General features: G+C 70.6%; 25 protein-coding genes. 12 read left to right on the forward strand and 13 right to left on the reverse strand.

The window, feature by feature from the left end; genetic code table 11:
• Positions 1 to 2 precede the first annotated feature (2 nt).
• Entirely contained in the window at positions 3 to 1,412 is a 1,410-nt protein-coding gene (locus SACAZDRAFT_RS12970; protein ID WP_005442354.1) for a dihydrolipoamide acetyltransferase family protein, read from the forward strand.
• A gap of 62 nt (positions 1,413 to 1,474) precedes the next feature.
• Here the strand turns inward: SACAZDRAFT_RS12970 and SACAZDRAFT_RS12975 are convergent, their stop codons facing one another.
• A complete protein-coding gene (locus SACAZDRAFT_RS12975; RefSeq protein WP_005442356.1) occupies positions 1,475 to 1,888 on the reverse strand; it encodes an NUDIX hydrolase in 414 nt (137 codons plus the stop codon).
• A 78-nt stretch (positions 1,889 to 1,966) separates the two neighbouring features.
• On the opposite strand from SACAZDRAFT_RS12975, the gene SACAZDRAFT_RS12980 reads away from it, so the two are divergent.
• Both SACAZDRAFT_RS12980 and SACAZDRAFT_RS12985 read left to right on the forward strand, forming a co-directional pair.
• Positions 1,967 to 2,455 carry an FxsA family protein gene (locus SACAZDRAFT_RS12980; protein WP_005442361.1) on the forward strand — a complete coding sequence of 163 codons (489 nt, stop codon included), beginning with the start codon at positions 1,967 to 1,969 and terminating at the stop codon, positions 2,453 to 2,455.
• Between the two features lie 74 nt (positions 2,456 to 2,529).
• A complete protein-coding gene (locus SACAZDRAFT_RS12985; protein WP_005442363.1) occupies positions 2,530 to 3,195 on the forward strand; it encodes a TetR/AcrR family transcriptional regulator in 666 nt (221 codons plus the stop codon).
• Positions 3,196 to 3,217: 22 nt separating this feature from the next.
• On the opposite strand, the gene SACAZDRAFT_RS12990 is transcribed toward SACAZDRAFT_RS12985, so the two are convergent.
• Both SACAZDRAFT_RS12990 and SACAZDRAFT_RS12995 read right to left on the reverse strand, forming a co-directional pair.
• A complete protein-coding gene (locus SACAZDRAFT_RS12990; protein ID WP_005442365.1) occupies positions 3,218 to 4,093 on the reverse strand; it encodes a MaoC/PaaZ C-terminal domain-containing protein in 876 nt (291 codons plus the stop codon).
• A 2-nt stretch (positions 4,094 to 4,095) separates the two neighbouring features.
• Positions 4,096 to 5,439: a 3-oxoacyl-ACP reductase gene (locus SACAZDRAFT_RS12995; RefSeq protein ID WP_005442367.1), complete on the reverse strand. Its 1,344-nt coding sequence runs from the start codon at positions 5,437 to 5,439 to the stop codon at positions 4,096 to 4,098.
• 103 nt (positions 5,440 to 5,542) lie between these two features.
• Here SACAZDRAFT_RS12995 and SACAZDRAFT_RS13000 point away from each other — a divergent pair, with 103 nt between their 5' ends.
• The 3 genes from SACAZDRAFT_RS13000 (at position 5,543) to SACAZDRAFT_RS13010 (ending at position 8,826) form a co-directional block, all read left to right on the forward strand.
• Positions 5,543 to 6,913: an acetyl-CoA C-acetyltransferase gene (locus tag SACAZDRAFT_RS13000; protein ID WP_005442369.1), complete on the forward strand. Its 1,371-nt coding sequence runs from the start codon at positions 5,543 to 5,545 to the stop codon at positions 6,911 to 6,913.
• Positions 6,914 to 7,048: 135 nt separating this feature from the next.
• On the forward strand, positions 7,049 to 8,020 hold the full coding sequence (locus SACAZDRAFT_RS13005) for a daunorubicin resistance protein DrrA family ABC transporter ATP-binding protein (protein WP_005442371.1): 972 nt from the start codon (positions 7,049 to 7,051) through the stop codon (positions 8,018 to 8,020).
• Positions 8,017 to 8,826, forward strand: coding sequence for an ABC transporter permease (locus tag SACAZDRAFT_RS13010; protein ID WP_005442373.1), 810 nt, complete (start codon positions 8,017 to 8,019; stop codon positions 8,824 to 8,826). Before SACAZDRAFT_RS13005 ends, SACAZDRAFT_RS13010 begins: the two co-directional genes overlap by 4 nt.
• Positions 8,827 to 8,831: 5 nt before the next feature.
• Here the strand turns inward: SACAZDRAFT_RS13010 and SACAZDRAFT_RS13015 are convergent, their stop codons facing one another.
• Positions 8,832 to 9,620, reverse strand: coding sequence for a DoxX family protein (locus SACAZDRAFT_RS13015; protein WP_005442374.1), 789 nt, complete (start codon positions 9,618 to 9,620; stop codon positions 8,832 to 8,834).
• A gap of 68 nt (positions 9,621 to 9,688) precedes the next feature.
• Positions 9,689 to 10,762, reverse strand: a complete 1,074-nt coding sequence (locus SACAZDRAFT_RS13020) for a glycerophosphodiester phosphodiesterase family protein (RefSeq protein ID WP_005442375.1) — start codon at positions 10,760 to 10,762, stop codon at positions 9,689 to 9,691.
• Positions 10,763 to 11,135: 373 nt separating this feature from the next.
• Between SACAZDRAFT_RS13020 and SACAZDRAFT_RS13025 the strand changes: the two genes are divergently transcribed.
• On the forward strand, positions 11,136 to 12,026 hold the full coding sequence (locus SACAZDRAFT_RS13025; protein ID WP_005442376.1) for a septum formation family protein: 891 nt from the start codon (positions 11,136 to 11,138) through the stop codon (positions 12,024 to 12,026).
• Positions 12,027 to 12,094: 68 nt separating this feature from the next.
• On the forward strand, positions 12,095 to 13,396 hold the full coding sequence (locus SACAZDRAFT_RS13030) for an Nramp family divalent metal transporter (RefSeq protein ID WP_005442377.1): 1,302 nt from the start codon (positions 12,095 to 12,097) through the stop codon (positions 13,394 to 13,396).
• 114 nt (positions 13,397 to 13,510) lie between these two features.
• On the opposite strand, the gene SACAZDRAFT_RS13035 is transcribed toward SACAZDRAFT_RS13030, so the two are convergent.
• From SACAZDRAFT_RS13035 to SACAZDRAFT_RS13065, 7 genes are all read right to left on the reverse strand, one after another.
• Complete coding sequence (locus SACAZDRAFT_RS13035) at positions 13,511 to 15,346, reverse strand: phosphoenolpyruvate carboxykinase (GTP) (RefSeq protein ID WP_005442379.1); 1,836 nt, start codon at positions 15,344 to 15,346, stop codon at positions 13,511 to 13,513.
• A 345-nt stretch (positions 15,347 to 15,691) separates the two neighbouring features.
• Positions 15,692 to 16,366 (reverse strand): DUF6802 family protein, encoded by a 675-nt coding sequence (locus tag SACAZDRAFT_RS13040; RefSeq protein WP_005442381.1) that lies wholly within the window; start codon positions 16,364 to 16,366, stop codon positions 15,692 to 15,694.
• Between the two features lie 126 nt (positions 16,367 to 16,492).
• Positions 16,493 to 18,349 (reverse strand): dynamin family protein, encoded by a 1,857-nt coding sequence (locus SACAZDRAFT_RS13045; RefSeq protein ID WP_005442383.1) that lies wholly within the window; start codon positions 18,347 to 18,349, stop codon positions 16,493 to 16,495.
• A gap of 108 nt (positions 18,350 to 18,457) precedes the next feature.
• Positions 18,458 to 18,943: a nucleotide exchange factor GrpE gene (gene grpE, locus SACAZDRAFT_RS13050; RefSeq protein ID WP_005442385.1), complete on the reverse strand. Its 486-nt coding sequence runs from the start codon at positions 18,941 to 18,943 to the stop codon at positions 18,458 to 18,460.
• A complete protein-coding gene (locus SACAZDRAFT_RS13055; RefSeq protein ID WP_037295231.1) occupies positions 18,940 to 20,574 on the reverse strand; it encodes a dynamin family protein in 1,635 nt (544 codons plus the stop codon). Before SACAZDRAFT_RS13055 ends, grpE begins: the two co-directional genes overlap by 4 nt.
• A 20-nt stretch (positions 20,575 to 20,594) precedes the next feature.
• Positions 20,595 to 21,533, reverse strand: coding sequence for an SDR family oxidoreductase (locus SACAZDRAFT_RS13060; RefSeq protein ID WP_005442388.1), 939 nt, complete (start codon positions 21,531 to 21,533; stop codon positions 20,595 to 20,597).
• On the reverse strand, positions 21,521 to 22,099 hold the full coding sequence (locus tag SACAZDRAFT_RS13065; RefSeq protein WP_005442389.1) for a TetR/AcrR family transcriptional regulator: 579 nt from the start codon (positions 22,097 to 22,099) through the stop codon (positions 21,521 to 21,523). The genes SACAZDRAFT_RS13060 and SACAZDRAFT_RS13065 overlap by 13 nt, the downstream gene beginning before the upstream one ends.
• A gap of 201 nt (positions 22,100 to 22,300) precedes the next feature.
• Between SACAZDRAFT_RS13065 and SACAZDRAFT_RS13070 the strand changes: the two genes are divergently transcribed.
• The 4 genes from SACAZDRAFT_RS13070 to trmB all read left to right on the forward strand — a co-directional run bounded on the left by SACAZDRAFT_RS13070 (position 22,301) and on the right by trmB (position 25,451).
• A complete protein-coding gene (locus tag SACAZDRAFT_RS13070) occupies positions 22,301 to 23,233 on the forward strand; it encodes an ABC transporter ATP-binding protein (RefSeq protein WP_005442390.1) in 933 nt (310 codons plus the stop codon).
• 25 nt (positions 23,234 to 23,258) lie between these two features.
• Entirely contained in the window at positions 23,259 to 24,023 is a 765-nt protein-coding gene (locus SACAZDRAFT_RS13075; RefSeq protein WP_005442391.1) for an ABC transporter permease, read from the forward strand.
• Positions 24,024 to 24,194: 171 nt separating this feature from the next.
• Positions 24,195 to 24,722, forward strand: a complete 528-nt coding sequence (locus tag SACAZDRAFT_RS13080) for a hypothetical protein (RefSeq protein WP_005442392.1) — start codon at positions 24,195 to 24,197, stop codon at positions 24,720 to 24,722.
• Positions 24,723 to 24,743: 21 nt separating this feature from the next.
• The gene (gene trmB, locus SACAZDRAFT_RS13085) at positions 24,744 to 25,451 is read left to right on the forward strand and encodes a tRNA (guanosine(46)-N7)-methyltransferase TrmB (RefSeq protein WP_005442393.1); all 708 of its coding nucleotides are present in this window, start codon (positions 24,744 to 24,746) and stop codon (positions 25,449 to 25,451) included.
• A gap of 57 nt (positions 25,452 to 25,508) precedes the next feature.
• Here the strand turns inward: trmB and SACAZDRAFT_RS23380 are convergent.
• Positions 25,509 to 25,734 (reverse strand): hypothetical protein (locus SACAZDRAFT_RS23380; RefSeq protein WP_005442394.1); only part of this gene is annotated, 226 nt, incomplete at its 5' end.

A 25,734-nucleotide genomic window follows, 5' to 3' on the forward strand; every position in this document is an offset into this window, starting at 1 on the left:
GCATGCCCGAGTACAAGCAGTTTCCCCTCGCCGACACCGCGGAGGGCCTGACCGAGGCCGAGATCCTCGACTGGAAGGTCAAGCCCGGTGACGAGGTGACCGTCAACCAGATCGTCGTGGAGATCGAGACGGCGAAGGCGGCCGTCGAGCTGCCGATCCCGTGGGCCGGTGTGGTGACCGAGCTCCTGGTCGAGCCGGGCCAGACCGTCGAGGTGGGCACGCCCATCCTCACGGTCGACGTCGACCCGCACGGCACGGCGAGCGGATCCGCTCCGGCGGCCACGGCGGCCGGTGAGGCGAACGGTGACGAGGAGGAGATGAAGCCCCTCGTCGGCTACGGCTCCAAGGCGTCGTCGGCCAAGCGCCGGCCCCGCAAGAAGGCGGGCGGGGCACCGAGCACGCCCGCCGCGCCTCCGGTCGCCGCCGTCGCCACACCGGTGCAGGCCGTGGAGGTCGTGAAGCCTCGTCAACCCGCCGACGACAAGGTCGCCGACACGACACCCGCCGCGTACGTGCCGTTGGCGAAACCGCCGGTGCGCAAGCTCGCGAAGGAGCTCGGCGTCGACCTGCGCACGGTGACCGGATCCGCCGACGGCGGGGTCATCACGCGCGAGGACGTGTACCGGGCGGCGGAAGGCGCCACCAACGGTGCCGCCGTGTCCTCCGGCCCGGCGGCGGCGACCGCCGCGCAGGCCGGGTCGTACGACCCCGCCACGCGCGAACGGCGGGTCCCGATCCGCGGGGTCCGCAAGGCCACCGCCCAGGCCATGGTGAACAGCGCCTACACCGCGCCGCACGTCACGGAGTTCCTCACCGTCGACGTGACCCCGATGATGGAGCTGCGCGACAAGCTCCGGCGTACGCCGGAGTTCGCCGACGTCAAGCTGACTCCGTTGGCGTTCGCGGCCAAGGCCGTGTGTCTGGCCGCGACACGCACCCCGGACGTCAACGCGGTGTGGGACGACGCCGCGGGCGAGATCGTCTACAAGGACTACGTCCACCTCGGGATCGCGGCGGCCACGCCGCGCGGTCTCGTGGTGCCGAAGGTCCGGGACGCCGACGCCCTGTCCCTGGCGGAGCTGGCCGCGGCCATCGGTGAGCTCACCGCCACCGCGCGGGACGGCAAGACGACGCCGGAGGCCATGCTGAACGGCACGTTCACCATCACCAACGTCGGCGTGTTCGGCGTCGACACCGGCACCCCGATCATCAACCCCGGAGAGTCGGCCATCCTGGCGCTCGGGGCGATCCGGGACATGCCGTGGGTCGTGGACGGCGAACTCGCCGTGCGCAAGGTGATGCAGCTGTCGCTCAGCTTCGACCACCGAGTCGTCGACGGGCAGCAGGGCTCGCAGTTCCTCGCCGACGTCGGCGCGCTGCTGGCCGACCCGGCGATGGCGATCACGTACTGACCCGACCGACGCTGTTCACTTCGGCCCGTCGAGGTGTCCCCTCGGCGGGCCGAAACCTGTTCTCAGTCCAGCAGGGCGTTCGCGTGCAGGTGGTCGAGCACGACCCGGCTCGCGAGCGACAGCAGTGACGAGTCGGCGTGGCGGAGCCACCGCACCTCCTCGATCTCGTGGTCGGGCGTGATCGTGCCTTCGTGGTCGGCGGTGTAGCAGGTCATGCGCACCCGCACGCCGTTGCCGCTGTCGGCGGGGCCGTCGAAGACCCCCACGAGCGACTCGGTGCCCCGCACGACGGTGACCGAGAGTTCCTCGGCGATCTCGCGGACGAGCGTGTCGACGTCGGCCTCCCCGGGCTCCCGTTTCCCCCCGGGTAGGTAGAAGACGTCCTTGCCCCGCGATCGGGCGACGAGCACACGGCCGTCCTCGATCCTGATCCACGCCACCTTGTCGATCACCCTGTCGACCGTGTCGCCGGCCATGGCCTCGCTGCTGTGCACCGCAGCAGGCTAAAGCCGTAACCTGGGAGCAAATCGCCCGCCCCACGCGTTGGAACCCATATGGCCGCCATCTTTCTGCTCTGGGTGATCGCCGAGATCGCCGCGATCTGGGCCGTCGCGTCGCTCGTCGGCTTCCTCGCCACACTCGGCCTCCTCCTCGCGGGCGCGCTGCTCGGTTCGTGGCTCGCGCGGCGGGAGGGCGGCAAGGCCGCTCGCGCGGTGATGGACACGGCGAGAGCGGGACGGTCACCGCACCAGGAGGTCACCGACAGCATGCTCGTCGGCCTCGGCGGCTTGTTGATCTTCGTGCCCGGCTTCGTCAGCGACGTCGCGGGATTGCTGTTGCTGCTCAAGCCCACCCGCAGCGTCGTGCGTCGCGCGTGGATGAAGCGGCTGCAGCGGCGCGGCCCCGCCATGCGCCCCGGGTTCGGCGGTCCTCGCGCGTCGAGTCGCGTGATCGTGGTCGACAGCGAGGTCGTGGACGAACCCGGCGGGCCCCGGGACGAGCGGCGCGACCCTCCACAGCGGCCGGTCATCGAGTCGGAGTGAGCGACCGGACACCCGGTGTCAACCACCGGAATCTCCTGCTCAGGTAGCGTTTGGCCGGACGACGGGAGGTACTGGTGGCGCAGGACGTACAGCGCTCGCCCGAACGGGCCAAGCGACTACCCCGACCGGTGCGTGAGAAGCAGATTCTCGACGCCGCGGTCGAGGTGTTCTCGCGGCACGGTTACCACCTCGCCTCGATGGACGAGATCTCGGACGTCGCGGGCGTCTCCAAGCCGATGATCTACAGCTATCTCGGCGCGAAGGAGGAGCTGTTCGGCCACTGCGTGCGCCGGGAGTCGCAGCGGCTGCTCGAAGCCGTCCGCGACGGGGTACGCGCCGACGTTCCGCCCGACATGCAGCTGTGGCACGGCCTGCGTTCGTTCTACGGCTTCGTGGCCGCCTACCGCGAGTCGTGGATCGTGCTGCACCGGCACGCCCTCACCGCGGGCGGCCCGTTCGCCGAGGAGATCACCGCGTTGCGCGCGCGGGCCGTCGCGCTGGTGCGTGACCTCGTGGTCTCGGCGGGAACGGAACGTGGCCTCGCCTCTCAGGCCGAGTTCTCCGGAGAGGGCATGGCCGCCGCCCTCGTCGGAGCGGCCGAGTCGCTCGCGGACTGGTGGCTCGACCATCCCGACGTGGCCGACGGTGTGCTCGCGTCCTGGCTCATGAACCTCACGTGGCTGGGCTTCAACGACCTCGTCGAAGGCCGCGTCTGGCGCCCCACCGAACCGGCGGAGTGACCCCGCCTGCGCGGAGTCGCGCTCAGCCTGCGGTGATCGTGCCCTTCAGGTGCGGCTTCGGCTTGCGCGCGTTCCACAGCTCGAACGCCCACCCGGCGTTCCCGGCGTCGTCCGTGCGCCAGGTCGTGAAGGCCGCCTTCGCGGGCAGCAGCACGGGCAGCTGGAACCGCACGTCGATCGTGTAGGCCTCGGGCAGCCGACCCTCGAACGCCGCGAGGCAGCGGGCCTTCGACCACATGCCGTGCGCGATGGCCGACCTGAACCCGAACGCGCGGGCCGTCAACGGGTGCAGGTGGATCGGGTTGCGATCGCCCGACACCTCCGCGTACCGGCGGCCGATGTCGCCCGGCACCGTCCACACCGCACTGGGCGCGGGCGGCGCCAGCTCGGTCCTCTTCGGCGACGACCCCTTCGCCGCACCGCTCCGGCGAAGGTAGGTGCTCACGTCCGTCCACACGGGCTCGCCCGTCGCGGCGAGCTCCGGCAGCAGTTCGCTCACGACGTCGAACTGCGTGCCCTTGTCGTGCGGTCGCAGGTTCTCGGCCCGCACCCGCAGCGTGAACTTCTCGTCGAGGCGCACGGGCCGGTGCTGGGTGATGCGGTTGGCGACGTGCACCAGGCCCAGCAGCGGGAACGGGAAGTCCGGCTCGGTCATCAACGCCATCTGCAGCGGGAAGGCGAGCACGTGCGGGTACGTGGCGGGCAGGTCGTCGGTCAGGCGGAACCCGCACACCCGGTTGTAGGCGGCGAGGTGGGCCGGGTCGACCGTGACTCCGCCGCGCACGTACTCGGTGTCGGGCAGCGTGGCCTCCCCCGACGGTTTGCGCAGCCCGCCCAGAGCCGCCTTCGGGTACAGCGTCGCGAGGCTCGGCGAGCCGGTGAGTTCCTTCACGGTCATGGTCAGGCTCCCAGGAAGCCCTGGCCGCACACCCGCACGACGTTGCCGTTGACGGCGGACGACGCGGGGTTGGCATACCAGGCGATGGTCTCGGCGACGTCGACGGGCAGACCGCCCTGCGCGAGGCTGGAAAGCCGCCTGCCGAACTCGCGGATCATGAGCGGCACCTGCGCGGTCATCTGGGTCTCGATGAAGCCCGGCGCCACGGCGTTGATCGTGCACCCGCGCTCAGCCAGCTTCTCCGCGGCGTCGTCCACCATGCCGATGACCCCGGCCTTGCTGGCGGCGTAGTTCGCCTGCCCGACGTTGCCCGCGATGCCGGCGATGGAGGACACGCCGACGATCCGGCCGTTGCCGTGGAGGACGCCCTCGCCGAGGAGGGTGTCGTTGACGGCGAGCTGCGCGGCGAGGTTGACCGTGAGCACCGAGTCCCACGCGGCGGCCGACATCTTCCCGAGCGTCTTGTCGCGGGTGATGCCCGCGTTGTGGACGACGACGTCGACGCCGCCGTGGCGCTGGGTGAGGTGGTCGGCGAGTTTCCGGGGCGCGTCGTCGGCAGTGATGTCGAGCTGCAGCGCCGTGCCGCCCACGCGGTTGGCCACGGCCGACAGGTCGCCGCCCTGGGCCGGGATGTCGAGCGCCACCACGTGGGCGCCGTCGCGGGCGAGTACCTCGGCGATGGCGGCACCGATGCCGCGGGACGCGCCGGTGACCAGAGCGGTCTTGCCCGCGAGCGGCGTCGCCCAGTCGGCGGGCGCCTGGGCGGTCTTGGTGCCCGCCGTGCCGATCCGGATCACCTGGCCGGCCACGAAGGCCGACTTCGCCGACAGCAGGAAGCGCATCGTCGACTCCGACGCCTCCTCGGCTCCCTCGGCGACGTAGACGAGCTGCGCCGTGGCGCCGCGCTTGAGTTCCTTGCCGACCGTGCGCGTGAAGCCTTCGAGCGCCCGCTGGGCGATGCGCTCGCGACCGTCGACGAGTTCGGGCGGGGTGCCGAGCACCACCACCCGCCCGGAGGGGCCGATGTCCCGGATCACCGGGTGGAAGAACGAGTACAGCTCGCGCAGGTGCGTCGGGTCGGTGATCCCGGTGGCGTCGAACACGAGCGCGCCGTACCGCACCCCCTCGCCGGGTTCCCGCACGATCTCGATGCCGGCCCTGCCGAGCTGCCCGGTGAGCGTCTTCTCCAGCCTGCTGTCCGGCGCGGCACCCAGAAGTGCGGGACCATCGAGTGGTGGCTGGCCGGGGCGGTAGCGCCGCAGCACGGGCGGCTTGGGCAGCCCCAGCTTCGACGTCACGAGCTTGCCGAGGGGTGTCGTGGTGAACTGCTGGTACTTGTCAGCCATCGGTTGCCTCCCGTGCCCAGTGTGCAGCGCCAGCCTAACCTACCGGCGAGTAGGTTACACTGTGGATGGGTCCCGAGAACGCTGACCAGGGAAGGCGAGAGCCATGAGCCAAGCGCAGAAGTCCGGCGGTGGCCGGTCGCGGTCGAGCCGGAACAAGGCAGCCGGGTCGTCGGCGGCGGCGTCCAAGTCGTCGGCCGGACCGCAGTCGATCCGCAGGGTCGCGATCGTCGGCGCCAACCGCATCCCGTTCGCCCGCTCGAACGGCCCCTACTCCGACGCGTCCAACCAGGACATGCTCACCGCCGCCCTCGACGGCCTGGTCAGCCGGTTCTCCCTGCAGAACGAGCAGATCGGCGAGTTCACCGCCGGTGCGGTGCTGAAGCACTCCCGAGACTTCAACCTCGCCCGCGAGGTCGTGCTGGGCAGCGCGCTGTCTCCCACCACCCCGGCCTCGGACGTGCAGATGGCGTGCGGCACCGGCCTGCAGGCCATCGTCAACGTCGCCAACAAGATCGCGCTGGGCCAGATCGACTCCGCCATCGCGGGAGGCGTGGACACCACGAGCGACGCGCCGCTGGCCGTGAACGACCGGCTGCGCCGACTGCTCGTGAAGCTCAACGCGGCGAAGTCCGCCGGTGAGCGGGTGAAGATCCTCTCCAAGATCCGCCCGGGCCACATCGTGCCGGAGATCCCGCGCAACGCCGAGCCGCGCACCGGACTCTCCATGGGCGAGCACGCGGCGTTGACCGCCAAGGCGTGGGACATCACGCGCGCCGAGCAGGACGAGCTCGCGGCGACCAGCCACCACCGTCTCGCCGCGGCGTACGAGCAGGGTTTCTTCGACGACCTCCTCACGCCGTACCTCGGCCTCACTCGTGACCAGAACCTGCGCCCCGACTCGTCGCCGGAGAAGCTCGCCAAGCTCAAGCCCGTCTTCGGCGGCGCCGACGGCACGATGACGGCGGGCAACTCGACGCCGCTGTCCGACGGCGCGTCCGTCGTCCTGCTCGCCACGGAGGAGTGGGCCAAGGAGCACAACCTGCCCGTGCTGGCGTACCTGACGCTCGCGCAGACCGCCGCCGTGGACTACGTGCACGGCGACGAGGGGCTGCTCATGGCACCCGCCTACGCGGTGCCGCGCCTGCTCGACAAGGCCGGTCTGACACTGGCCGACTTCGACTTCTACGAGATCCACGAGGCGTTCGCCTCCCAGGTGCTCGCCACGCTGAAGGCCTGGGAGGACCCGCAGTTCGCCAAGTCCCGGCTGGGCCGGGACGAGCCGCTGGGCAGCATCGACCGCGCGAAGCTCAACGTCAACGGGTCCTCACTCGCCGCGGGCCACCCGTTCGCGGCGACGGGCGGCCGCATCGTCGGCACCCTCGCCAAGCTCCTGGCGGAGAAGGGGTCGGGCCGCGGCCTGATCTCCATCTGCGCCGCGGGCGGTCAGGGCATCACCGCGATCCTGGAGCGGTAGCAACCCGCCGGGAACCGACCACCGCAGAGGGCCGTCCTCACCACCCGGTGGGGGCGGCCCTCTGCGCTGTCGTGGCGCCCGTTCGCGCTGATCACAGACCCGGCGTCGACCGGTGAGCGCTCTTACGCTGAACCTATGCCTCACACGGACGGCACCGTCGCTGTCCGCGCTCGCGGTGTGGTGAAGACCTACGGCTCCACCCGAGCGCTGGCCGGCGTCGACCTCGACATCCCCACCGGACAAGTCCTCGGACTGCTCGGGCCCAACGGGGCGGGCAAGACCACGATGGTGCGCATCCTCACCACGCTCCTCAGACCGGACGCGGGCGAGGCGATGGTGGCGGGCCACGACGTGCTCACCGAACCCGACGCCGTGCGGCAGAACATCGGCCTGTCCGGCCAGTACGCGGCCGTGGACGAGAACCTCACCGGCGCCGAGAACCTCTACCTGATCGGGAGGCTGTACGGGCTGTCGAAGCGACGCGCCAAGGAACGCGCCCGCGAACTGCTCGACCGCTTCGCCCTCACCGACGCCGCCGACCGGTCGGCCAAGGGCTACTCGGGCGGCATGCGCAGGAGGTTGGACCTCGCCGGCGCGCTCGTGGCCGAGCCGCGGGTCGTGGTGCTCGACGAACCGACCACCGGTCTCGACCCCCGAGGCAGGCTCGGGATGTGGGAGGTCATCGAGCAGCTCGTCGCCACCGGAGCGACGGTGCTCCTCACCACCCAGTACCTGGAGGAGGCCGACCGCCTCGCCGACACGATCGTCGTCATCGACCGGGGCCAGGTCATCGCGCGCGGCACCGCCGACGAACTCAAGGGCCGGATCGGCGGTGAACGGCTCGAACTCGTCGTGGGTGAGGACACCGACGTCGAACCGGTGGTCCGCGTGCTCAAGGAGGTCGGCACGAGCGAACCGGTGCTCGACGAGCACACCCGCAGCGTCTCGGTGTTCGTCGACACCGGCGCGAGTGCGCTTGTGGAGGCGCTGCGCAAGCTCGACTCCCGCGACGTCGCGCTCGCCGACGTCGCCCTGCACCGCCCCACCCTGGACGACGTCTTCCTGTCGCTGACCGGCCGCGCCACCGAGGAGGACCCGACACCATGAACGCCGCCAAGGTCATGTCCGACTCGGCCGTCATCACCTGGCGCAACGTGATGAACGTGCGCCGCAACCCCGACTGGCTGCTCGGCGCGACCGCGTTCCCGATCATGTTCGTGCTGCTGTTCGCGTACGTGTTCGGCAACGCCATCGGCGGCGCGGGCGGAGGCGGCGCGAGCTACCGCGAGTTCCTGATCGCCGGGATCTTCGCGCAGACCGTCGCGTTCAACTCGTCCTACACCGTCATCGGGTTCGCCAACGACCTGCAGAAGGGCATCATCGACCGGTTCCGTTCACTGCCCATGTCGCGGCTCGCGGTGCTCGTCGGCCGCACCACCGCCGACCAGGTGCTCAGCGTCGTGGTGCTGCTGGTCATGACGGTGTGCGGCCTCCTCATCGGCTGGCGCATCCACAGCGGGTTCGTCGACGCGCTGCTCGGCTACCTCATGATCCTGCTGTTCGCGTTCGCCCTGTCGTGGGTCGGCGCGTACATCGGCCTGGTCGCGCGCAGCGTCGAGGTCGCCAACAGCGCGGGCCTCATCTGGATGTTCCCGCTGACCTTCATCTCGTCGGCGTTCGTGCCGCAGGAGAGTCTGCCGGGTGTGCTGGGCAGCATCGCCGACTGGAACCCGTTCACCGCCGCGGTCAACGCCACCCGGCGCCTGTTCGGCAACGAGAGCCCGGCAGGCTGGCCGGAGCCCTCCGGCTGGCCCGCCGAGAACGCCGCTCTCTACGCGATCCTCAGTTGCGTCGTCATCATCGCGATCTTCGCGCCACTGGCGACGGCGCGCTACAGCCGCGTCTCCACCTGAGCCGGTCAGTGCGTCAGCGACGCCTTCCACGCCTGCTTGCCGTGCTTGTCGCGCCCCTTGCCCTTCGCGGTCTTCTTCACGGCCGCCGCCGACGTCGGCAGCGCCATCCCCTTCGCGGCCTTCTTCGCCGCCTTCGCCGCCTTGCCCTTGCCCTTCGCGGTGCCCGCGACCATGCCGGAGGCCTTACCGGCCTTCGCGCCCGCCACGGTGCCCACCTTCGCGGCCTTGGCGGCGGCCTTCTCGGTGGCCAGACTCGTCCTGGTGGCGGCCATCCCGGCCTTGCGCTGCATCGCACCGGCCGCGCCCTGCACCTGGTGGGTCGCCCCCTCGGCCGCGTGGCGGGCGCGCCACCCGAGTGACGGCTTGCCGCCCGTGTCGACGACCGCGAGCAGGAGACCACCGGCCAGACCGGCGTTCTTGAGAAACTCGATCAGCTGCTCCTGACGCTTCTCCGGGTCCTTCTCCTCCCAAAACGCGTGCGCGGCGAGCGTGGTCGGCACCAGGCTCGTCAGCAGCATGGCCGACGCGACCCGAGGAAGGACGCCGAGCGACAGCATGGCGCCCGCGGCGATCTTCACGGCGGCGTCCACCTGCACCATCGTCACCGGGTCGCCGGGTAGTGATCCGGCGGACTCGGCGGATTCCCCGGCCTTGCGCCTCACCGTCTTCTCGGCGGCCTTGTCGAGGAACGGCTTGGCGACCGCGATGTGGCCTTCCTTCTGCCGCAGCATGTTGACGCCGCCCATGATGAAGATCGAGGCGAGGAGTGGCCGTGCCACCCGACGGAGAATCATGAGACCTCCTAGTTCGAAGTCCGGTCGTGGGAACTCACCGTCAGGTAGCTACCCACTCCCGACCGTCTTCATCCGTGCCGAGGGCGCCGAGGACTCAGTGGGTACGACCTAGGCAGGGTGAACCCTCGCTCGGCCGCCACCTCCCGCAGCCGATCCGGGTAGTCGGTGATGATCCCGTCCACCCCGTCGTCGACGAGCTTGTGCATGGTGGCCTTGTCGTTCACCGTCCACGGCACGACCTCGATCCCCGCCGCGTGCGCCTCGGCGACCAGCTCCCTCGTCGTGAAGGGCACGTAGTCGTCGTCGCCGACGGCCCCGCCCTGCGGGTTGCCGTGCACCGGGGACAGCGCCGACGCCCCGAAGGACGACACCGCCCGCACCGGGCTCCCGCCGAAGTCGTCGATGTCGAGACCACCGAGCCAGGGCGACTTCCCGGGCTGTCCGACCTCCAGGAACTCCGGCTGGGTCAACGCCACCACGGGCAGCCACGGTGCCTTGCGCCGCACCTGCATCAGCGCGCCCCAGTCGAAGCTCTGGATCGTCACGTTCCGGGCGAAGCCGGAGCGGGCGACCTCGCGGACGACCCGGTCGACGAACCGTTCCCGCGGCGCGGTCTCGTGCGGGGCCGCCGCCTCGACCTTGGTCTCGATGTTGAACTTCACCGCGTGGGCGCCGTGTCTGCGGACGAGCCGGAACAGCTCCGCCAGCGTCGGCATCCTCGCGCCCGGCGACAACTCCTGGCGTGGGTGGTCCGGCAGCCGTTGCGACCCGCAGTCCAGCGTGCGCACCTGCGCGAACGTGAGGTCCTTGATGAAGGAGCCGACGTACGGGTACTGCGGGTCGCCCGGCCACGCGGGACGCGTGTCCCGGCACTTCGCCCCACTGATCCGACGGTCGTGTGTGATGACGTCGCGCCCGTCGCGGGTGATCTGGATGTCCAGCTCCAGAGTGGTGACGCCCAGCTCCAGCGCGCGGGAGAACGCCGCGAGCGTGCCCTCCACGGTCAGTCCGACCCCGCCCCGGTGAGCCTGAATGTCGAAGTGCGCGCGATGCGGGTGGGCTGCCGCCGGAGTGCCGAGGGTGCCCGCGAGCGCAGTCACCAGGACGGTCACCAGGGCCGCCCGGATACGTCGTCGCACCATGTGATCCACCTCCCGCAGTACCGTCGCACGGCAGGGTGACGAGCGGGAGAACCGCGCGCGAACGCGACACATGCGGCACCCACACGAAGCCCCCGAATGTGTGATCCACACTACATAGAGGTTTGGATGTAACGCAGCCGAGACTCGGCTCGATAGACCCGGTGACCCCGTGATGCTGGCGGACCCCCGACCTGGCAGCATCACGGGGTTTCCAATTGTCCGGACCAGGTCGTCACCTGTCTCGTCCTTTTTCAGGTCTGAACCACTCGGTCCAACCGCGCGAGGTCCCACACGACCGCCCTCAGGGACGGGCCGCAGGGAAGTGGTGCCAACATTGAGTCGTCGGAATACCTCACTCGGTAGGGTCGTCTCGATGTCCAGACAGGGGTTAGTGCTCGCAGGGGCCGCGCTGATGGTCGCGGTGACCGTGACGTCGTGCGTCACCGAGGTGGACGGCACCGCCGCGCCACCCACCACGCACGCGGCGGCGGGTCACACCGAGACACCGTCGCCCAGCCCGACCTCCCCGTCGGACACACCCGCGCCCACGGACGACGGCATCGCGGCACCGGGCCAGTGCGTCGACGGCAACGATCCCGCCCCCGTCGACTGCGAGGACCCGCACACCGTGGAGATCACGGCGAGCGGGTCGTTCGGCGGCGCGATGGCCGAGGAGCCGCCCGGCCGCGACGAGGTCTTCGCCGCCGTGTTCCCCTCCTGCCGGCAGGAGGCCGCCGACTACCTCGGGAGCTCCGACTTCGACCTCACCACCCTGTCCGCGTGGCTGCTGTGGGCGGGAGAGGAGGCCTGGGACCGCGGCGAGCGCTGGTACCGCTGCGGCGTCGTCGAGCTCGACAAGGCCAACAAGGCGAAGCAGCGCACCGGCTCGATCCGCAACGCGTTGCGCGGTGACGGCGTCCACGCCCACCGCCTGTGTTCGCTGACCGCGCCCTCGGAGGAGTCGCCGTCCCCGACGCCGTGCGACCGGCCGCACCGTGGCGAGGCGGTGGCGCTGGTGCCGATGGGCGAGCGCTCCGACCCCATCCCCAGCGAGCAGGACTTCCACGCCGCCGCGAAGGAGGCGTGCGACGACGCCGTCGTCGACTACCTCGGCGCGCCACGCGACGACGTGGCGGCCGCCTGGCGCTGGCCCGACGAGGGCGCCTGGAAGCAGGGGTTCACCAACCTCACGTGCTACCTGCAGACCGACAAGCCGGTCACGGCCTCGCTGCGGGGCGTCAAGAGCAGCCCGCTCCCGCGGTGATCGGAGCGACCGCGGAAAGATCGGAACTAGTTCTTTGCAGCGCGCGCTCCGCGGTCTAGCGTGCCCGCATGTCGAACGACACGCGCCACGACGACGTGGCGAACGATGTCCCGCAGGGTTGGCGGGAACGCCTGCGCCAGATCGGGCCGGGCATCATGGCTGCGGCGACCGGCGTCGGTGCGGGCGACCTGGTCGCCACGATGGTCGCGGGATCGCGCTACGGGTACACGCTGCTGTGGGCAGTGCTCCTGGGGACGATCTTCAAACTCGCGCTCGGTGAGGCCGTCGGCCGCTGGCACCTCGCCTCCGGGCAGACCCTGCTGTCGGGCTGGCGGACGCTCGGCCGGTGGGTGCTCGTCTACTTCGGCGCCTACGCGCTCGTCTGGGGTTTCGTCTACGGCGCCACCGCGATGTCGGCCTCCGGGCTGCCGCTGAACGCGCTCATGCCGGGCCTGTCGGTGCGGTACTGGGCGATGATCTGCGGAGTCGTCGGTTTCGCGCTCGTGTGGTTCGGGCGCTACGCCGTCATCGAGAAGATCATGACGGTGCTCGTCGGCGTCATGTTCGTGACGGTCGTGGGCACCGCGGTGCTCGTGGCGCCGAACCTCCTCGACGCGGGCAAGGGACTCGTGCCCTCGCTGCCCGACGGGTCGCTGGTGTACGTCCTCGGCCTGGTCGGCGGGGTCGGCGGCACCATCACCATGGCGGCGTACGGCTACTGGACCATCGCCAAGGGCTGGCACACGCCGCGCTGGATGCCCATGATGCGGCTCGACAACGCCGTCGGCTACGTCACCACCGGCGTGTTCGTGATCGCCATGCTCGTCGTCGGCTCGGAACTGCTGTTCAACCAGGAGATCGTGTCCGGCGACGCGGGCCTGCTCTACCTGGGCGACGCGCTCGCACAGGACTACGGGCAGTGGGCGCGCATCCCGTTCCTCATCGGCTTCTTCGCCGTGTCGTTCACGTCCCTGATCGGCGTGTGGAACGGCGTGAGCCTGCTGTTCGCCGACTGGTGGCGCACGTGGCGGCTGCCCCGGCACGTGAAGGGAGAAGCGCAGGCCGACCTCGACGACTACGAGCGCAAGGCCGGCGAACACAGCCCCGTGTTCCGCGGCTACCTCGTGTGGTTGACGTTCCCGCCGATGGCACTGCTCTTCCTCGACCGGCCGTTCCAGCTGACCGTGGCCTACGGTGCGCTGGGCGCGCTGTTCATGCCGTTCCTCGCGGGCACGCTGCTGGTGCTGCTGAACTCCCGCCGCGTGGTGCCGCAGGGCCGGTCTCGCTGGGTGTCGAACACGCTGCTCACGCTGTGCCTCGCCCTGTTCGCCTACCTGGCGGTCGACGAGCTCGTCGGCCTGTTCGAGTGAGCGTCGTGGGCACGTCCACGTGACGGAGCCGCAGACGCCGGAAGGCCGCCTTCGCACAGAGCGAACGGCGGCCTTCCGGGCAGGTTCGGCGCGACCTCGGCCGAGTCAGCCGAGTCAGCCGAGACGCTGCTTCATCGACTCCAGCTCGTCGAGCAGTGCCGACGGGATCTTGTCCCGGCCGATCTTGTCGAACCACTCCTCGATGAGCGGGATCTCCTGACGCCACTCGTCGGGGTTCACGTCGAGAGCGGCCTGGATGTCGGCCAGCGGCTCGTCGAGACCGTCGAGGTCGAGGTCCTCGGCGCGCGGCACGAAGCCCACCGGCGTCTCCTGCGCGGACGCCTTGCCCTCGATCCGCTCGATGATCCACTTCAGGACCCGCGAGTTCTCGGAGAAGCCCGGCCACAGGAAACGGCGGTCGTCGCCCCGGCGGAACCAGTTGACGTAGAAGATCTGCGGCAGCTGCGCGTTGTCGGCGTGCTTGCCGATCTCCAGCCAGTGCTGGAAGTAGTCACCGACGTGGTAGCCGAGGAACGGCAGCATCGCCATCGGGTCGCGGCGCACCTCGCCGACCTTGCCCGCCGCGGCGGCCGTCTTCTCCGACGACATCGTGGCGCCCATGAACACACCGTGCTGCCAGTCGCGAGCCTCGTTCACCAGCGGCACCGTCGTCGCGCGGCGACCACCGAACAGGATCGCCGAGATCGGCACGCCCTTCGGGTCGTCCCACTCCGGCGCGAGGATCGGGCACTGCGACATCGGGGTGCAGTAGCGCGAGTTCGGGTGCGCGGCGGGCTCGCCGGCCTCGCCGTCGGCGGGCGTCCAGTCCTTGCCCTTCCACGAGGTCAGGTGCTCGGGCTTGCTCGACATGCCCTCCCACCACACGTCGCCGTCGTCGGTCAGGGCCACGTTGGTGAACACCGTGTTGCCCTTCTCGATGGTCTTCATGGCGTTCGGGTTGGTGTGGTTGTCGGTGCCCGGCGCGACGCCGAAGAACCCGAACTCGGGGTTGATGGCGTAGAGCCTGCCGTCCTCCCCGAATCGCATCCACGCGATGTCGTCGCCGAGCGTCTCGGCCCGCCAGCCCGGGATGGTCGGTTGCAGCATCGCCAGGTTGGTCTTGCCGCAGGCACTGGGGAACGCCGCCGCGACGTAGTACGCCTTGTTCTCCGGGGAGATCAGCTTGAGGATCAGCATGTGCTCGGCCAGCCAGCCCTCGTCACGCGCCATCACCGAGGCGATGCGCAGCGAGTAGCACTTCTTGCCGAGCAGCGAGTTGCCGCCGTAGCCGGAACCGTAGCTCCAGATCGTGCGGGTCTCGGGGAAGTGGCTGATGTACTTGGTGTCGTTGCAGGGCCAGGGCACGTCCTTCTCGCCCGGCTCCAACGGCTTGCCGACGGAGTGCAGCGCGGGCACGAACTCGCGCTCGGTGCCGTCGGGCGCGATGAACTTGTCCAGCGCGGCCTTGCCCATCCGGGTCATGACACGCATGGACGCCACGACGTAGGCGAAGTCGGTGATCTCGATGCCCAGCTTGGGATCGTCGGCCCCCAGCGGCCCCATGCAGAAGGGGATGACGTACATCGTGCGACCACGCATGCAGCCCCGGTAGAGCTCGGTCATGGTCGCCTTCATCTCGTCCGGCGCCATCCAGTTGTTGGTGGGCCCGGCGTCGTCCTCGCGCTCGGAGCAGATGAACGTCCGCTCCTCGACGCGGGCGACGTCGCTCGGGTCGGAGGCCGCCCAGTACGAGTTCGGTTTGGCCCTCAGGGGCACGAACGTCCCGGCCTCGACGAGCTCCGCGTTGATGCGCTCGGCCTCTTCGTCGGAGCCGTCCACCCACACGACGCGGTCGGGCGTGGTGAGCTCGGCGACCTCCCGCACCCAGGAGAGCACGCCGCTGTGCGTCGTTGGTGCCTTTTCAAGACCGGGGATGGCTACTGCAGTCATCTCAACTCCTGTCTTCGACGACAAAAGCCCACAACACAGACGCAGGGCACACGCGTCCGGATGCGGGCTCCGTTGCCGGCGACCGAATGGCTCAAAGCGCACCGTCGAGCGGTGTGCTGGCGTTTGGGATGCCCCGAGAGTAGCGCTCCGACACCGGTGAACAGGACCTTCGGAGAGTCGCCTCTCTCACAGGAACGATAAGGGAATCGATTCAGTTTTCGCTGAATCGCGCAAGTGTGAAAGAGCTTCCGCGCGCGCCCCGACGGCCGTACGAAAAAGGCTCGGTGCCGTTCGCACCGAGCCTTCCGTCCATATCGTATTTGTCGCTTTCCTGCCGGATCGGCCTCAGTTCTGACTGATCCACTGCCCGGTGACCGAGTCGATGCGGGCCACGCCCTCCAGGGGCTCCGGCCGCCCCCACGCGCTGTCCGGTTCGGTCGTCGCCACCGGGCCGGTGCTGTCGACCTCGATCCACTCACCGTCGCCCGAGTGCTCGTACGTGACCGCGTTGCCCTGCTCGTCGATCTCCACCGCGACGTCGGCGTCCCCGTCGCCGTCCATGTCGGTGAACGCGATGGTCGTGCCGTCGTCCGTGGTGACGACCGCGGTGTCGTTCACGCCGTCCTGGTCGGTGTCCACGGTGGCCGGCCCGACTTCGACGTCCCCCTCGCCGAACTCGGCGGTGATGTTGCCGCCCGTGCTCGCCTGCGTGTCGGCGGACTCCCCCGCGGTGCCCCCCGGAGACTCCTCGCCGACCCAGTCGCCGCTCGTCTCGTCGTACTCGGCGAACGCCGTCGTCCGCCCCTGCGCGTCCACCGCCAGGTACGCGTCGGCCTCGCCGTCACCGTCCTCGTCGACGAACGCCTGCAGCGAACCGTCCGCGTGTTCGATGACCGCGGTGTCGGCGACCCCGTCCTCGTCGATGTCGTAGTTGATGGGCGCCGAGTAGTCCTCGCCGTCGACGGTGATCAACAGGTCGTCGGCCGGTCCCTCGGTGCCGCCACTCTCCTCAGCCCACACTGGTGTTGCTCCCCCTCCGTCAGGGCACGGCTTCCTGTGCTTCGTCTGTCGTTACGACTCACCGTAGGCAGTTTCGGTTCCCGAACCAAGAGCCACAGTGGGCTCGCGCCGGGGTGGTCCGACCACTCAGCCCTGGCGAGGCCGGTCGCGCAACGCCCTGATCCGCCCCAGGAACGCGTCGGCCTGCCGAGTGCCCTCCTCGACCTCCTTGACCCTGCGTTTGACCTGGCTGAGCTTGCGGGCCCGCTCCTTCTCGTCGAGCTTGATCGTGGTGTCGAGCTCCTTCAGCTCCGCCTCGATCGCCTCGATACGCCGGCTCAGCGCGTCGTCCAACGCGAGCGCGAGCTGCTGCTCGGCCTCGATGAGCTGTTCGGCGACGAGCTGGTCGAGCGTCGAACGGGCTTCCGCGATCGACTCGATCAGCCACTGCTTGGCGTGCTGCTTGTCCGCCGCGTGCCGGCGCGTCCGCGCCATCCACCACCCGGCTCCCAGCCCGATCACGATCGTGGCCGGAAGCACGACCGGCGTGAACAGGGCGGCGCTCACGAACGGCGCCGCGACGAGCTTGGCCGCACCCGCCCCTCCGGACACGCCCATGAAGACGAGCAGCTTGTCCTCGGCTGTCGGGGGCCGCTTCTCCGGGGGCCGCAACACGACCGCCGGTCCACCCGCCCCGCGGGCCAGCTGACCGCGGATGACGGCCAGCTCCTCGGCCGAGAACAGGTCGGCCAGCACGGCGTCGGTCACCTGGGTCACGCGCTGTGCCAGCAACCCGGACATCCGCTGCGACACCGACTGCAGGGCGGCGTCGACCTGGGGAGCGAGCGAAGCCAGCTCCTCCCGGTTGGCCGCCTCGATGCGCTGGCGGAAATGCGTCTGCGCGTCGCGCATCCGCCTGCTGACCTCGTGGCCGAGCTCCACCCGCGCGCGCTGCACCTCGCCGCGCATCCGCAGCTGCCAGCCCTTCGTGGAGGACCGCCGGTCGGCCACCAGCTGGTCGCGGCGCTCCCGCAGCGCCCGCGCCTCCGACTCCCCGGAGGTCAGCGCACGCTCCTGCGCCGCCAACCGCGCACCCTGCTCGCCCAGCGCACTCGCCAACGCCCGCAACGTGTTCGCCTCACCGAGCATGGCCGCGCGTCCGACCAGCAGTTCCTGCAACGCGCCCTGCAACTCGGCCACGCCGGACTTCTGCCGCAGCATGGCCGCGGCCTGCTCGTTCGGTGCCTTGGCGGCGAGCTCGAACATGCGCGCCGACACGGGATGGATGGGCGCGTCGGCGAACCTCGGGGCGTGCTCGGCGAGCAGCTCGCGGTCGGCGTCGAGGATCTGGCGCCACCCCCGGAACTGGTCGGTCTTCGACAGCGCGAACACCACCGTCTCGACCCGGTCGGCCATCGTCGCGAGGAAGCGCAGTTCGGGGGCGGTGAACGGCGCCGACGCGTCGACCACGAACAGCAGCGCGGTCGCTCCCGCCGCCGCTTCCATGGCCAACTCGCCGTGCGCGGAGTCGAGGCCGCCGACACCGGGCGTGTCCACGACGCTGATGCGCTCCAGCAGCGGGACCGGCCCGCTCACCTCCACGTAGCGGGGCGGCAACTGCCCCTCGGGCAGGTCGTGGCGCGCGGAGACCCACCGTTCGAGCTCGTCGAGCTCGAACCCGACCGGCGCCAGCTGGCCCGGGTAGCACGCCTGGGCCCGCCACTCGTCGGCGTGCTCGAACACCAGGTAGGTCGACGTGGCGACCTCGGCGTCCACCGGCGACAGCCCCGGCTTCGCCAGCAGGGCGTTGACCAGGGAGCTCTTGCCTCGATTGGTCTCGCCGACCACCACGACCGACGGCTTCGCGGTCCGCGCACCACGCTGGTCCTCGACCGACTTCGCCGCCTGCGGGTCGAGGTCACGCAAGAGCGCCAGCAGCGACTCACGTGCTTTCTTCACCTGCGCGGGCAGGCTGGGCTTACCGAGGGAAGGTGCCGTGCTCACGAGGCGGAACCCTATCGCGGTGTCACCCGATCCAGTGGCTCACTCGGCGGTCGGCGCACACCGGTCACCGGGCCGTCGCCGACGCGTCGACGACGGTTCGGCCGCGCGTCACCGACGGGTGTAGACCGTCACGATCGGCGCCCGCAGCAGCCGGTCGTGGTCCACGAATCCCACCAGCTCGGTCTCGGCGACGGTGCCTTCGAGAGAGACGTCGTCGGTCGGCACCGCTCCCCCCGCCTCGTGCAGCGACGGGTCGAAACGCTGGCCGTCGGGCCGCATCGCGTGCACCCCGATACCGGCGAGCCCCTGCTCGATACGCTCCGCGACCCCACCGCTGCGGGCCCGGTCCATCGCGTACAAGCACAGCTGGATCAGCGCGTGACGATCAGCGAGTGCCCGCTCGTGATCGATCGGTGCGGCTACTCCCACGGGTTCCACGCCCGGTTCCGACGCACGCGGCCGCGGTGCGGTTCCCCCGTCGTCGACAGTCACGCCATCGGAGCAACTCGGTCCGAGCCGCCCGGTGGGGGTGTCCTCGTCGAGCGCACTCGTGATCTCGCGGGCGCCACCGCCCTCGGCCGTCGTCGTGCTCACCGGTTGTCTCCCGACGCCCTCAGTTGCTGCCAGATGAGGAAGTATGCCCGGTGGACGACGTGGGCCACACGGCTCTGCGCCGGAGTCGCGCCGAACGAGGCGAACGACCGCCACCAGCCCGCGCGTTCCAGCGCGTACGTCGCGAGCTCCGCCTGGGACCCGCCGGACTTGCCGAGCTGCGCCGCGACGTCGGCGTTGCTGCCCACGCGCAGCACCTCCTCCGTCAGGTCCTCCGGCATCTCCACCGCGCCCGACGCCACGAGGGTCAACGCCTCCAGCACCCGCAGCTGGTGTGCCTCCGGCTTCGCGAGCAGGACCTCGATCGCGTCGTGCACGCGCTGCCGCTCGGCGGCGTTGCCCGACGCGTGGGCCAGGGCCGTGACCGACGCCAGCGCCGCCGCGGCCTTGATGCCGTCGGCCCGCGCGGCGAACACCGTGTTCAACCGCGCGCGCACGGCCGCGAGCCCGGAGGCGTCGAGCAGCAGCCGGCGCAACGCGCCCGCCGTGATGTCGGGCTGCTCGCGCACCGCCTCGACCGCGCACCGGATGCCGAAGAGGTCGAGCTTCTCCAGCAGCCGCGCCCGCACACCGGCGGGGACGTCGCACTCCCAGCTCGTGAACATGTCGGCCGACAGCAGCATGACCTCGAGCGAGTCGTCGTCGAGCTCGGCGACCTGCCGCAGGGCGTCGGCGTCGGACGACGTGAACTGCCCCGACTCCGCCGACTCGGCGATGAGCCCGATCACCGGCAGCACGTCCGCCACCCTGGGCTTGAGCAGGTCGGCCTGCTTGCGCGCCAACAGCGTCGCGGCGCGCCAGGTGTCCCCGTCGGCGCCCTCCACCGTCTCCGCGACGATCGTGTCGGCCTTGTTCAGCACCGCGATCGCGTTGACCGGGCCCGCCTCGCGGCTCGCGGTGGCGGCGGTGAACGCCGCGAGCGCCTGCTCGTCGTCGGCCCGCAAGCCCTGCGTCATCACGTAGAGCACGGCCTCCGCGCCCGCCACGGCGTTGCGCGACGTCTCGTCGAGCTCGTCACTGTCCGCGTCGCCGTCCGACCAGTCCTCCCCGTCGGCGTCCTCGGCGCCCTCCGTGCGCGCCGCGCTCAGGAGGTGTTCGGTCCGAGCGACCGACGCGGCGTCGAGCGACCCGAGCCCCGGGGTGTCGATCACGGTCATGTGCTGCAACGCCGCGTTGGTCAGGTAGGCCTCGATGTGCGAGACCGTGTCGATGTCGACGCCCAACTCCGCCGGGATGGAACCGTCGGGCGCGAACGGCAGCACCTGCTTGCGGCCGTCCTTGAACACCACCTCGATCCGGTCGACCGTGCCGTACTGGAAGCGGGTGACCAGGCGCGTGCACTCGCCGATGTCGGTGGGCGCGACACGTCTGCCGATCAACGCGTTCACCAGCGTGGACTTGCCCGACTTGATCCGCCCGGCCACCGCCACCTGCAGCGGCGCCCCGAGCCGTCGCAACACCTGGGCGAACCCGGCCGCGGTGCGCGGCGACACCTGCGGCTGCAGCCGCCGGCACAGGTTCGCCACCGACGCCGACAGCGGCCCCACCGGCCCCGCGAGCCTGCCGCCCTGCTCTGTCGTGCTCACTGTTGCCCCCTGCGTCACGGGAGGCATCCTCCCACGCGGGGCGAGGGTCAACGGTACGGCGCGGGGTCCGTGGTGAGTGGATCACGGCCCGCCTGGAACACCTCGGCGTAGTAGCGGCCGAAGTCCGGCCTGCTGCCGTCGACGTCGGTCAGGTCGTAGGTGCGGGCGAGCGTCCACGACGCCACGGTCCGCCCGGCGAACCGCGACACGTCGGGGTCCGCGGCCAACGCCGCGACCCCGCGCGCCAGGTAGTACGGGGTCTCCGACACGGCGAACTCAGGCCGCTCGTCGGTGACCGCCTCCCGCCAGGTCTCCTCGGTGACGCCGAAGAGGTCGAGCATCGCCTCCGAGCGCAGGAACCCGGGCGTCACCGCGAGCGCCGTGCCACCGTGCTCGACGAGTGTGGGCGCCATGGCCCGCGCGATGGCCCGCACCCCGCACTTGACGAGGTAGTACGGCAGCGCCGCGCCGTGCACGGTGTCGTCGTCACCGTCGGTGACCTCCACCAGCAGCCCTCCCGGACGCCGCACGAGCAGCGGGAGCAGCCGGTGCAACGCGATCAGGTGGGTGTCGAGCCCGTTGCGCACGAGCGTCAGGGCGTCGTCGAGGTCCGACTCCCAGTACGGCGAGGCGTGGTCGGCGTAGCGATCACCGCCCCACACGTCGTCGACGAGGATGTCGAGCCCACCCTCCGCGGCGACCCGCTCGGCGAGGACGTCCACGTCGGCGACGGACGTGAAGTCGCAGCGCACCGGGAGGCCCCGACCGCCCGCCGCCTCGACGAGCTCCGCCGTCTCCTCGATCGTCTCCGGCCTGCCCAGCACGGAGGCGTTGCCCCGCGTACTACGCCCCGTGACGAACACCGTGGCGCCCGCGCGCCCGAGTTCGACCGCGATCGCACGCCCGCATCCGCGGGTCGCGCCCGTGACCACCGCGATCCGTCCGTCCAGCGCGCGCCCTTCGCGTGCCGTGGTCAAGTCCCCCACCAGCCCTTCGTGATCAGGTCGATGTCCTCCCGCAGGCGCGTGCCGAGCTCACCGCGTGGGCGGACGGACCAGTCGATCGCCGCACCGTTCGCGACGGCCAGCAGCACGCGCACCGCCTGCCGCGGTGGCGGCCCCGCCCAGGCGTTGCCCTCCCGCGCGGTCAGCAGCTCGCACAGGACGTCCTCCACGGCGGCGTAGTGACGGCCGAGCCGGTCGCGCAACGTCGCGTCGACCAGGTCCACCCCCAGCTGGGCCAGGTGGTTGGCCGCGGTCTCGGCATTTCCCAGGCCCGCGTACAGCGCCACCAGGGCCTCCCGCACGGCCTCCCGCGGGGTCGGCGCCGCCTCGGCGGCCTCGCGCAGCACCGTGGCCGTCCGCGCGGTGGCGGCCTCGCTCAACGCCACGAGCAGGCCGTGCTTCGACCGGAAGCGCCCGGCCACACTGCCGACCGAGACCCCGGCCTCCGCCGCCACACCCGCGAGCGTGAAGTGCGGTCCCTCCCTGGCGATGACCACGGCGGCGGCGTCGAGCAGCCGCTGCCGGTCCACGGTCCTGGGTCGTGCCATGCGGTTATTGAACCAGCATTCAAAAACGGGGACAAGCCCCGCTCGCGTGCGGGAGGTGCGGACACGCGTGCGGGAAGCGCGGACACGCGTCCCTGAGCCGCGGACACGGGATCAGGGTCGGAGTCAGGGGGATACCCGACGCGGCATTGGTGCCGATCTGGGCATGATGGCGGCTGACACGGGTGCGACCAGGGAGAACTGATGATCGAGGCACAGGGCCTCACGAAGCGATACGGCAAAACACTCGCCGTCGACAACCTCTCGTTCAACGTTTCGCCGGGCAAGGTCACCGGCTTCCTCGGGCCGAACGGCGCGGGCAAGTCCACGACCATGCGCATGATCCTCGGACTCGACAACCCCACGTCGGGGCAGGTGCGCATCGGGGGCAAGCTCTACCGGGAACTGCGCGATCCACTGCGGACCGTCGGTGCCCTGCTGGACGCCAAATGGGTCCATCCCAACCGGTCGGCGCGCGCACACCTCACCTGGATGGCGAGGTCGAACCGCATCCCCGTCCGCCGCGTCGACGAGGTGCTGGAGGCCGTCGGCCTCAGCTCGGTCGCCGACCGCCGCGCCGGGGGCTTCTCGCTCGGCATGTCGCAGCGCCTCGGCATCGCCGCCGCGCTGCTGGGCGACCCCGAGGTGCTGCTGTTCGACGAGCCGGTGAACGGTCTGGACCCGGAGGGCATCCTCTGGATCCGCCAGTTCATGCAACGCCTCGCCGGTGAGGGCCGCACCGTCTTCGTCTCCAGCCACCTGCTGTCGGAGATGGCACTGACCGCCTCCGAACTCGTCGTCGTGGGCCGGGGCAGGCTCATCGCGCAGAGCAGCACGGAGGAGTTCGTCGCGCGCGCCTCCGGGACGAGCGTGAAGGTGCGCAGCCCGCAGCTGGACGTGCTCGGCAAGGTCCTGCGCGAGCAGGGCGCCGAGGTGACCGACACCGACGACGGGTTGCTGGTGTCCGGTCTGGACAGCGACCGCATCGGCGAGCTCGCGTACGAGAACAACGCCGTGCTGCACGAGCTGAGTCCTCAGCAGGGTTCGCTCGAAGAGGCCTTCATGCACATCACGGGCGACGCCGTCGAGTACCACGCCGACGCCACGGCCACCGAATCCGCCCCCACCGCCGCCTGACCGACCCACTGACGAGGCAAGGACGATGACACTGCTCGCGGTCGAACGCATCAAGTTGCTCACCACCCGGTCACCGTGGTGGTGTGCGGTGGCCAGCATCGTGCTGGCCGGTTCCTTCACGGCTCTCGTGGTCGGCAACGCCACCCCGGAGTTCCCGGCGAGCGTCGCCACCACGCAGTACGGCTACCAGATGGGGCTCGCCGTCATCATGGTGCTCGGCGCGCTGTCGGTGACGACCGAGTACCGGTTCAACACCATCCGGACCACGTTCCAGGCGGTGCCCAACCGCACCGCGGTGCTGGCGGCCAAGGCCACCGTCGTGGCACTGCTCGCGCTGATCATCGGCGAGCTCACGGCGTTCTCGTCGTGGGGCCTGTCGCTGCTGCTCGCACCGGACTACGACCTGGCGCTCAACAGCACCGCCGACATCGTGAACGTCGCCGGCGTGGGCGTGGTGTACGCGATCGCGGCGGTGATCGCGGTGGCCGTGGGACTGCTCGTGCGGCACAGCGCGGGCGCCATCTCGCTGCTGATGATCTACACCCTGGCCGTCGAGGGCCTGGTGCAGCTCATCCCGAAGGTCGGGGCCGACATCTACGAGTGGCTGCCGTTCAACGTGGCGCACAAGTTCCTGACCGGCAACGGCGAGTCGAACGGCGGGCTGGAGTTCGCGGGGCCGCCCCTGTCGACGTCGCCGCTCAGCCCGGGCTGGGCACTGGCATACTTCGCGGGCTTCGCGCTCGTGCTGCTGATCGTGGCGATCGTGACCACGAACAAGCGCGACGCCTGACGGGATCGAACGGGGTCGTGGGCGCGCTCGGCGTCCGCGGCCCCGTTTTTCGCGCCCGACCGGGTTAATTGCCGGTAAAATGGTTGTGAGTGCGCCCACTCAACCGGTTTCGGCACGTGCCGAGGCGCCATAGTGGGTACCTCGGCGTCAGGAACAGCCCGGAGGTGCCCCTTGACGGCGATACGAATTCCCCTCCAAGTCCAGCCGATGGCGGAACTCGAATGGGCACAGGCCCTTGAACAGGTATTTCAACCGCCGACGGCGGCCTCTCCCGCGGAATCCCGCCACGCGTGGATTCACCGCGCCGAGGAGTCGGACGTCCTGAGGCTCTACCGGAAGATTCGCTCGTCGCGGCCTGTTCCGGCACCGTGGTGGTTGCGTGCCGTCGCGTCGGGGCGACTCGCCTCCCGAGCCGACGGTTTCCGCATCGAAGATCGCATTCACGCGTTCCTGTCGGAACGCAGTGGTTGGGAATTCGTCCCGTGGGCGTCGGACGGGGAATCGGGTTACTGGGAATTCCTGCCTTCCGAGATCGCCGTTTCGGGTCACGGTTTTCCGACCACCGTTTCGGCCACCGACCGGCACGACGGCTGGATCGACGTCCTGCCCGCTCACGTCGGCCTGCCGCCACAACCGGTGGCGGTGGCGGGGCCCGCCGGGTTGGCGGCGTTGGTGGTGGAGTTCGAGGCGCTTCGCTGAGATCCGGATCGCACGGCTATCGTGCGGCTCGTGGGAAGCGAGCACCAGCCGAGACTGCGCAGCGTCGTCAGTTACGTCAAGCGCGGCGGGCGGATGACGGCGGGCCAGCAACGAGCCTGGGAGCGGCTGTGGCCGTCGTGGGGCCGGGCGGTGTCGGACCTGCCGGAGGGGCCGATCGACTTCGCCGAGTGGTTCGGCAGGCAGGCCCCGGTCGTGCTGGAGATCGGTTCCGGCATGGGCGAGGCGACCTCGCAGCTGGCCGCGGCCGCGCCCGAGGTCAACTACGTCGCCGTGGAGGTCTACGAGGCCGGGCTCGGCCAGCTGATGTTGCGCGCCGAGCAGCTGGGCGTCGAGAACCTGCGACTGCTCCACGGCGACGCCGTCGTGCTGCTCACCCACCACGTGGCGCCGGAGTCGCTGTCGGCGGTGCGGATCTTCTACCCCGACCCCTGGCCGAAGAAGCGCCACCACAAGCGCAGGCTCGTCGAGCCCTCGTTCGTGTCGCTGGTGGCGTCGCGGATGGAACCGGGGGCCACCCTGCACCTGGCCACCGACTGGGAGGACTACGCCGAGCAGATGCTCGACGTGTGTTCGGCCGAGCCCACCCTGCGCAACCGCTACGACGGCTGGGCACCGAGGCCGGACTTCCGCCCGGTGACGAAGTTCGAGCACCGGGCCCGCGGCGAGGGCCGCGAGAGTCGCGACCTGATCTTCGAGAAGCTGCCGTAGCGCGCGGTGGGGCCGCCCGGTTCCACAGGCGACCCCACCGTGCTCGCGAACCCGACGTCAGTCGTCGGAGAGTGGTTCGGCACTCACCCGTCTCAACGCGGGCACGCACACGGACGCGGCGATCAGCGCGGTACCGGCGCCCAGCACCACGGGTGCCAGCGCCCACGGTGTCACCACCGGCATCGACGCCGTGAACAACCACGCGAGCCCTCCGCCGACCACGACCCCGGTCGCGCCCGCACCGACGGTCGCCACGAGCGCCGGTGCGGCGGCCTCCGCCCGG

It is taken from the genome of Saccharomonospora azurea NA-128, from assembly GCF_000231055.2.
Classification (GTDB): Bacteria; Actinomycetota; Actinomycetes; order Mycobacteriales; family Pseudonocardiaceae; genus Saccharomonospora; species Saccharomonospora azurea.

Coding starts and splice junctions, on each gene's coding strand:
- SACAZDRAFT_RS12970 (WP_005442354.1), top strand. CDS start 3: ATGCCCGAGTACAAGCAGTTTCCCCTCGCCGACACCGCGGAGGGCCTG.
- SACAZDRAFT_RS12975 (WP_005442356.1), bottom strand. CDS start 1,888: ATGGCCGGCGACACGGTCGACAGGGTGATCGACAAGGTGGCGTGGATC.
- SACAZDRAFT_RS12980 (WP_005442361.1), top strand. CDS start 1,967: ATGGCCGCCATCTTTCTGCTCTGGGTGATCGCCGAGATCGCCGCGATC.
- SACAZDRAFT_RS12990 (WP_005442365.1), bottom strand. CDS start 4,093: ATGACCGTGAAGGAACTCACCGGCTCGCCGAGCCTCGCGACGCTGTAC.
- SACAZDRAFT_RS12995 (WP_005442367.1), bottom strand. CDS start 5,439: ATGGCTGACAAGTACCAGCAGTTCACCACGACACCCCTCGGCAAGCTC.
- SACAZDRAFT_RS13000 (WP_005442369.1), top strand. CDS start 5,543: ATGAGCCAAGCGCAGAAGTCCGGCGGTGGCCGGTCGCGGTCGAGCCGG.
- SACAZDRAFT_RS13005 (WP_005442371.1), top strand. CDS start 7,049: ATGCCTCACACGGACGGCACCGTCGCTGTCCGCGCTCGCGGTGTGGTG.
- SACAZDRAFT_RS13010 (WP_005442373.1), top strand. CDS start 8,017: ATGAACGCCGCCAAGGTCATGTCCGACTCGGCCGTCATCACCTGGCGC.
- SACAZDRAFT_RS13015 (WP_005442374.1), bottom strand. CDS start 9,620: ATGATTCTCCGTCGGGTGGCACGGCCACTCCTCGCCTCGATCTTCATC.
- SACAZDRAFT_RS13020 (WP_005442375.1), bottom strand. CDS start 10,762: ATGGTGCGACGACGTATCCGGGCGGCCCTGGTGACCGTCCTGGTGACT.
- SACAZDRAFT_RS13025 (WP_005442376.1), top strand. CDS start 11,136: ATGTCCAGACAGGGGTTAGTGCTCGCAGGGGCCGCGCTGATGGTCGCG.
- SACAZDRAFT_RS13030 (WP_005442377.1), top strand. CDS start 12,095: ATGTCGAACGACACGCGCCACGACGACGTGGCGAACGATGTCCCGCAG.
- SACAZDRAFT_RS13035 (WP_005442379.1), bottom strand. CDS start 15,346: ATGACTGCAGTAGCCATCCCCGGTCTTGAAAAGGCACCAACGACGCAC.
- SACAZDRAFT_RS13055 (WP_037295231.1), bottom strand. CDS start 20,574: ATGCCTCCCGTGACGCAGGGGGCAACAGTGAGCACGACAGAGCAGGGC.
- SACAZDRAFT_RS13065 (WP_005442389.1), bottom strand. CDS start 22,099: ATGGCACGACCCAGGACCGTGGACCGGCAGCGGCTGCTCGACGCCGCC.
- SACAZDRAFT_RS13070 (WP_005442390.1), top strand. CDS start 22,301: ATGATCGAGGCACAGGGCCTCACGAAGCGATACGGCAAAACACTCGCC.
- SACAZDRAFT_RS13075 (WP_005442391.1), top strand. CDS start 23,259: ATGACACTGCTCGCGGTCGAACGCATCAAGTTGCTCACCACCCGGTCA.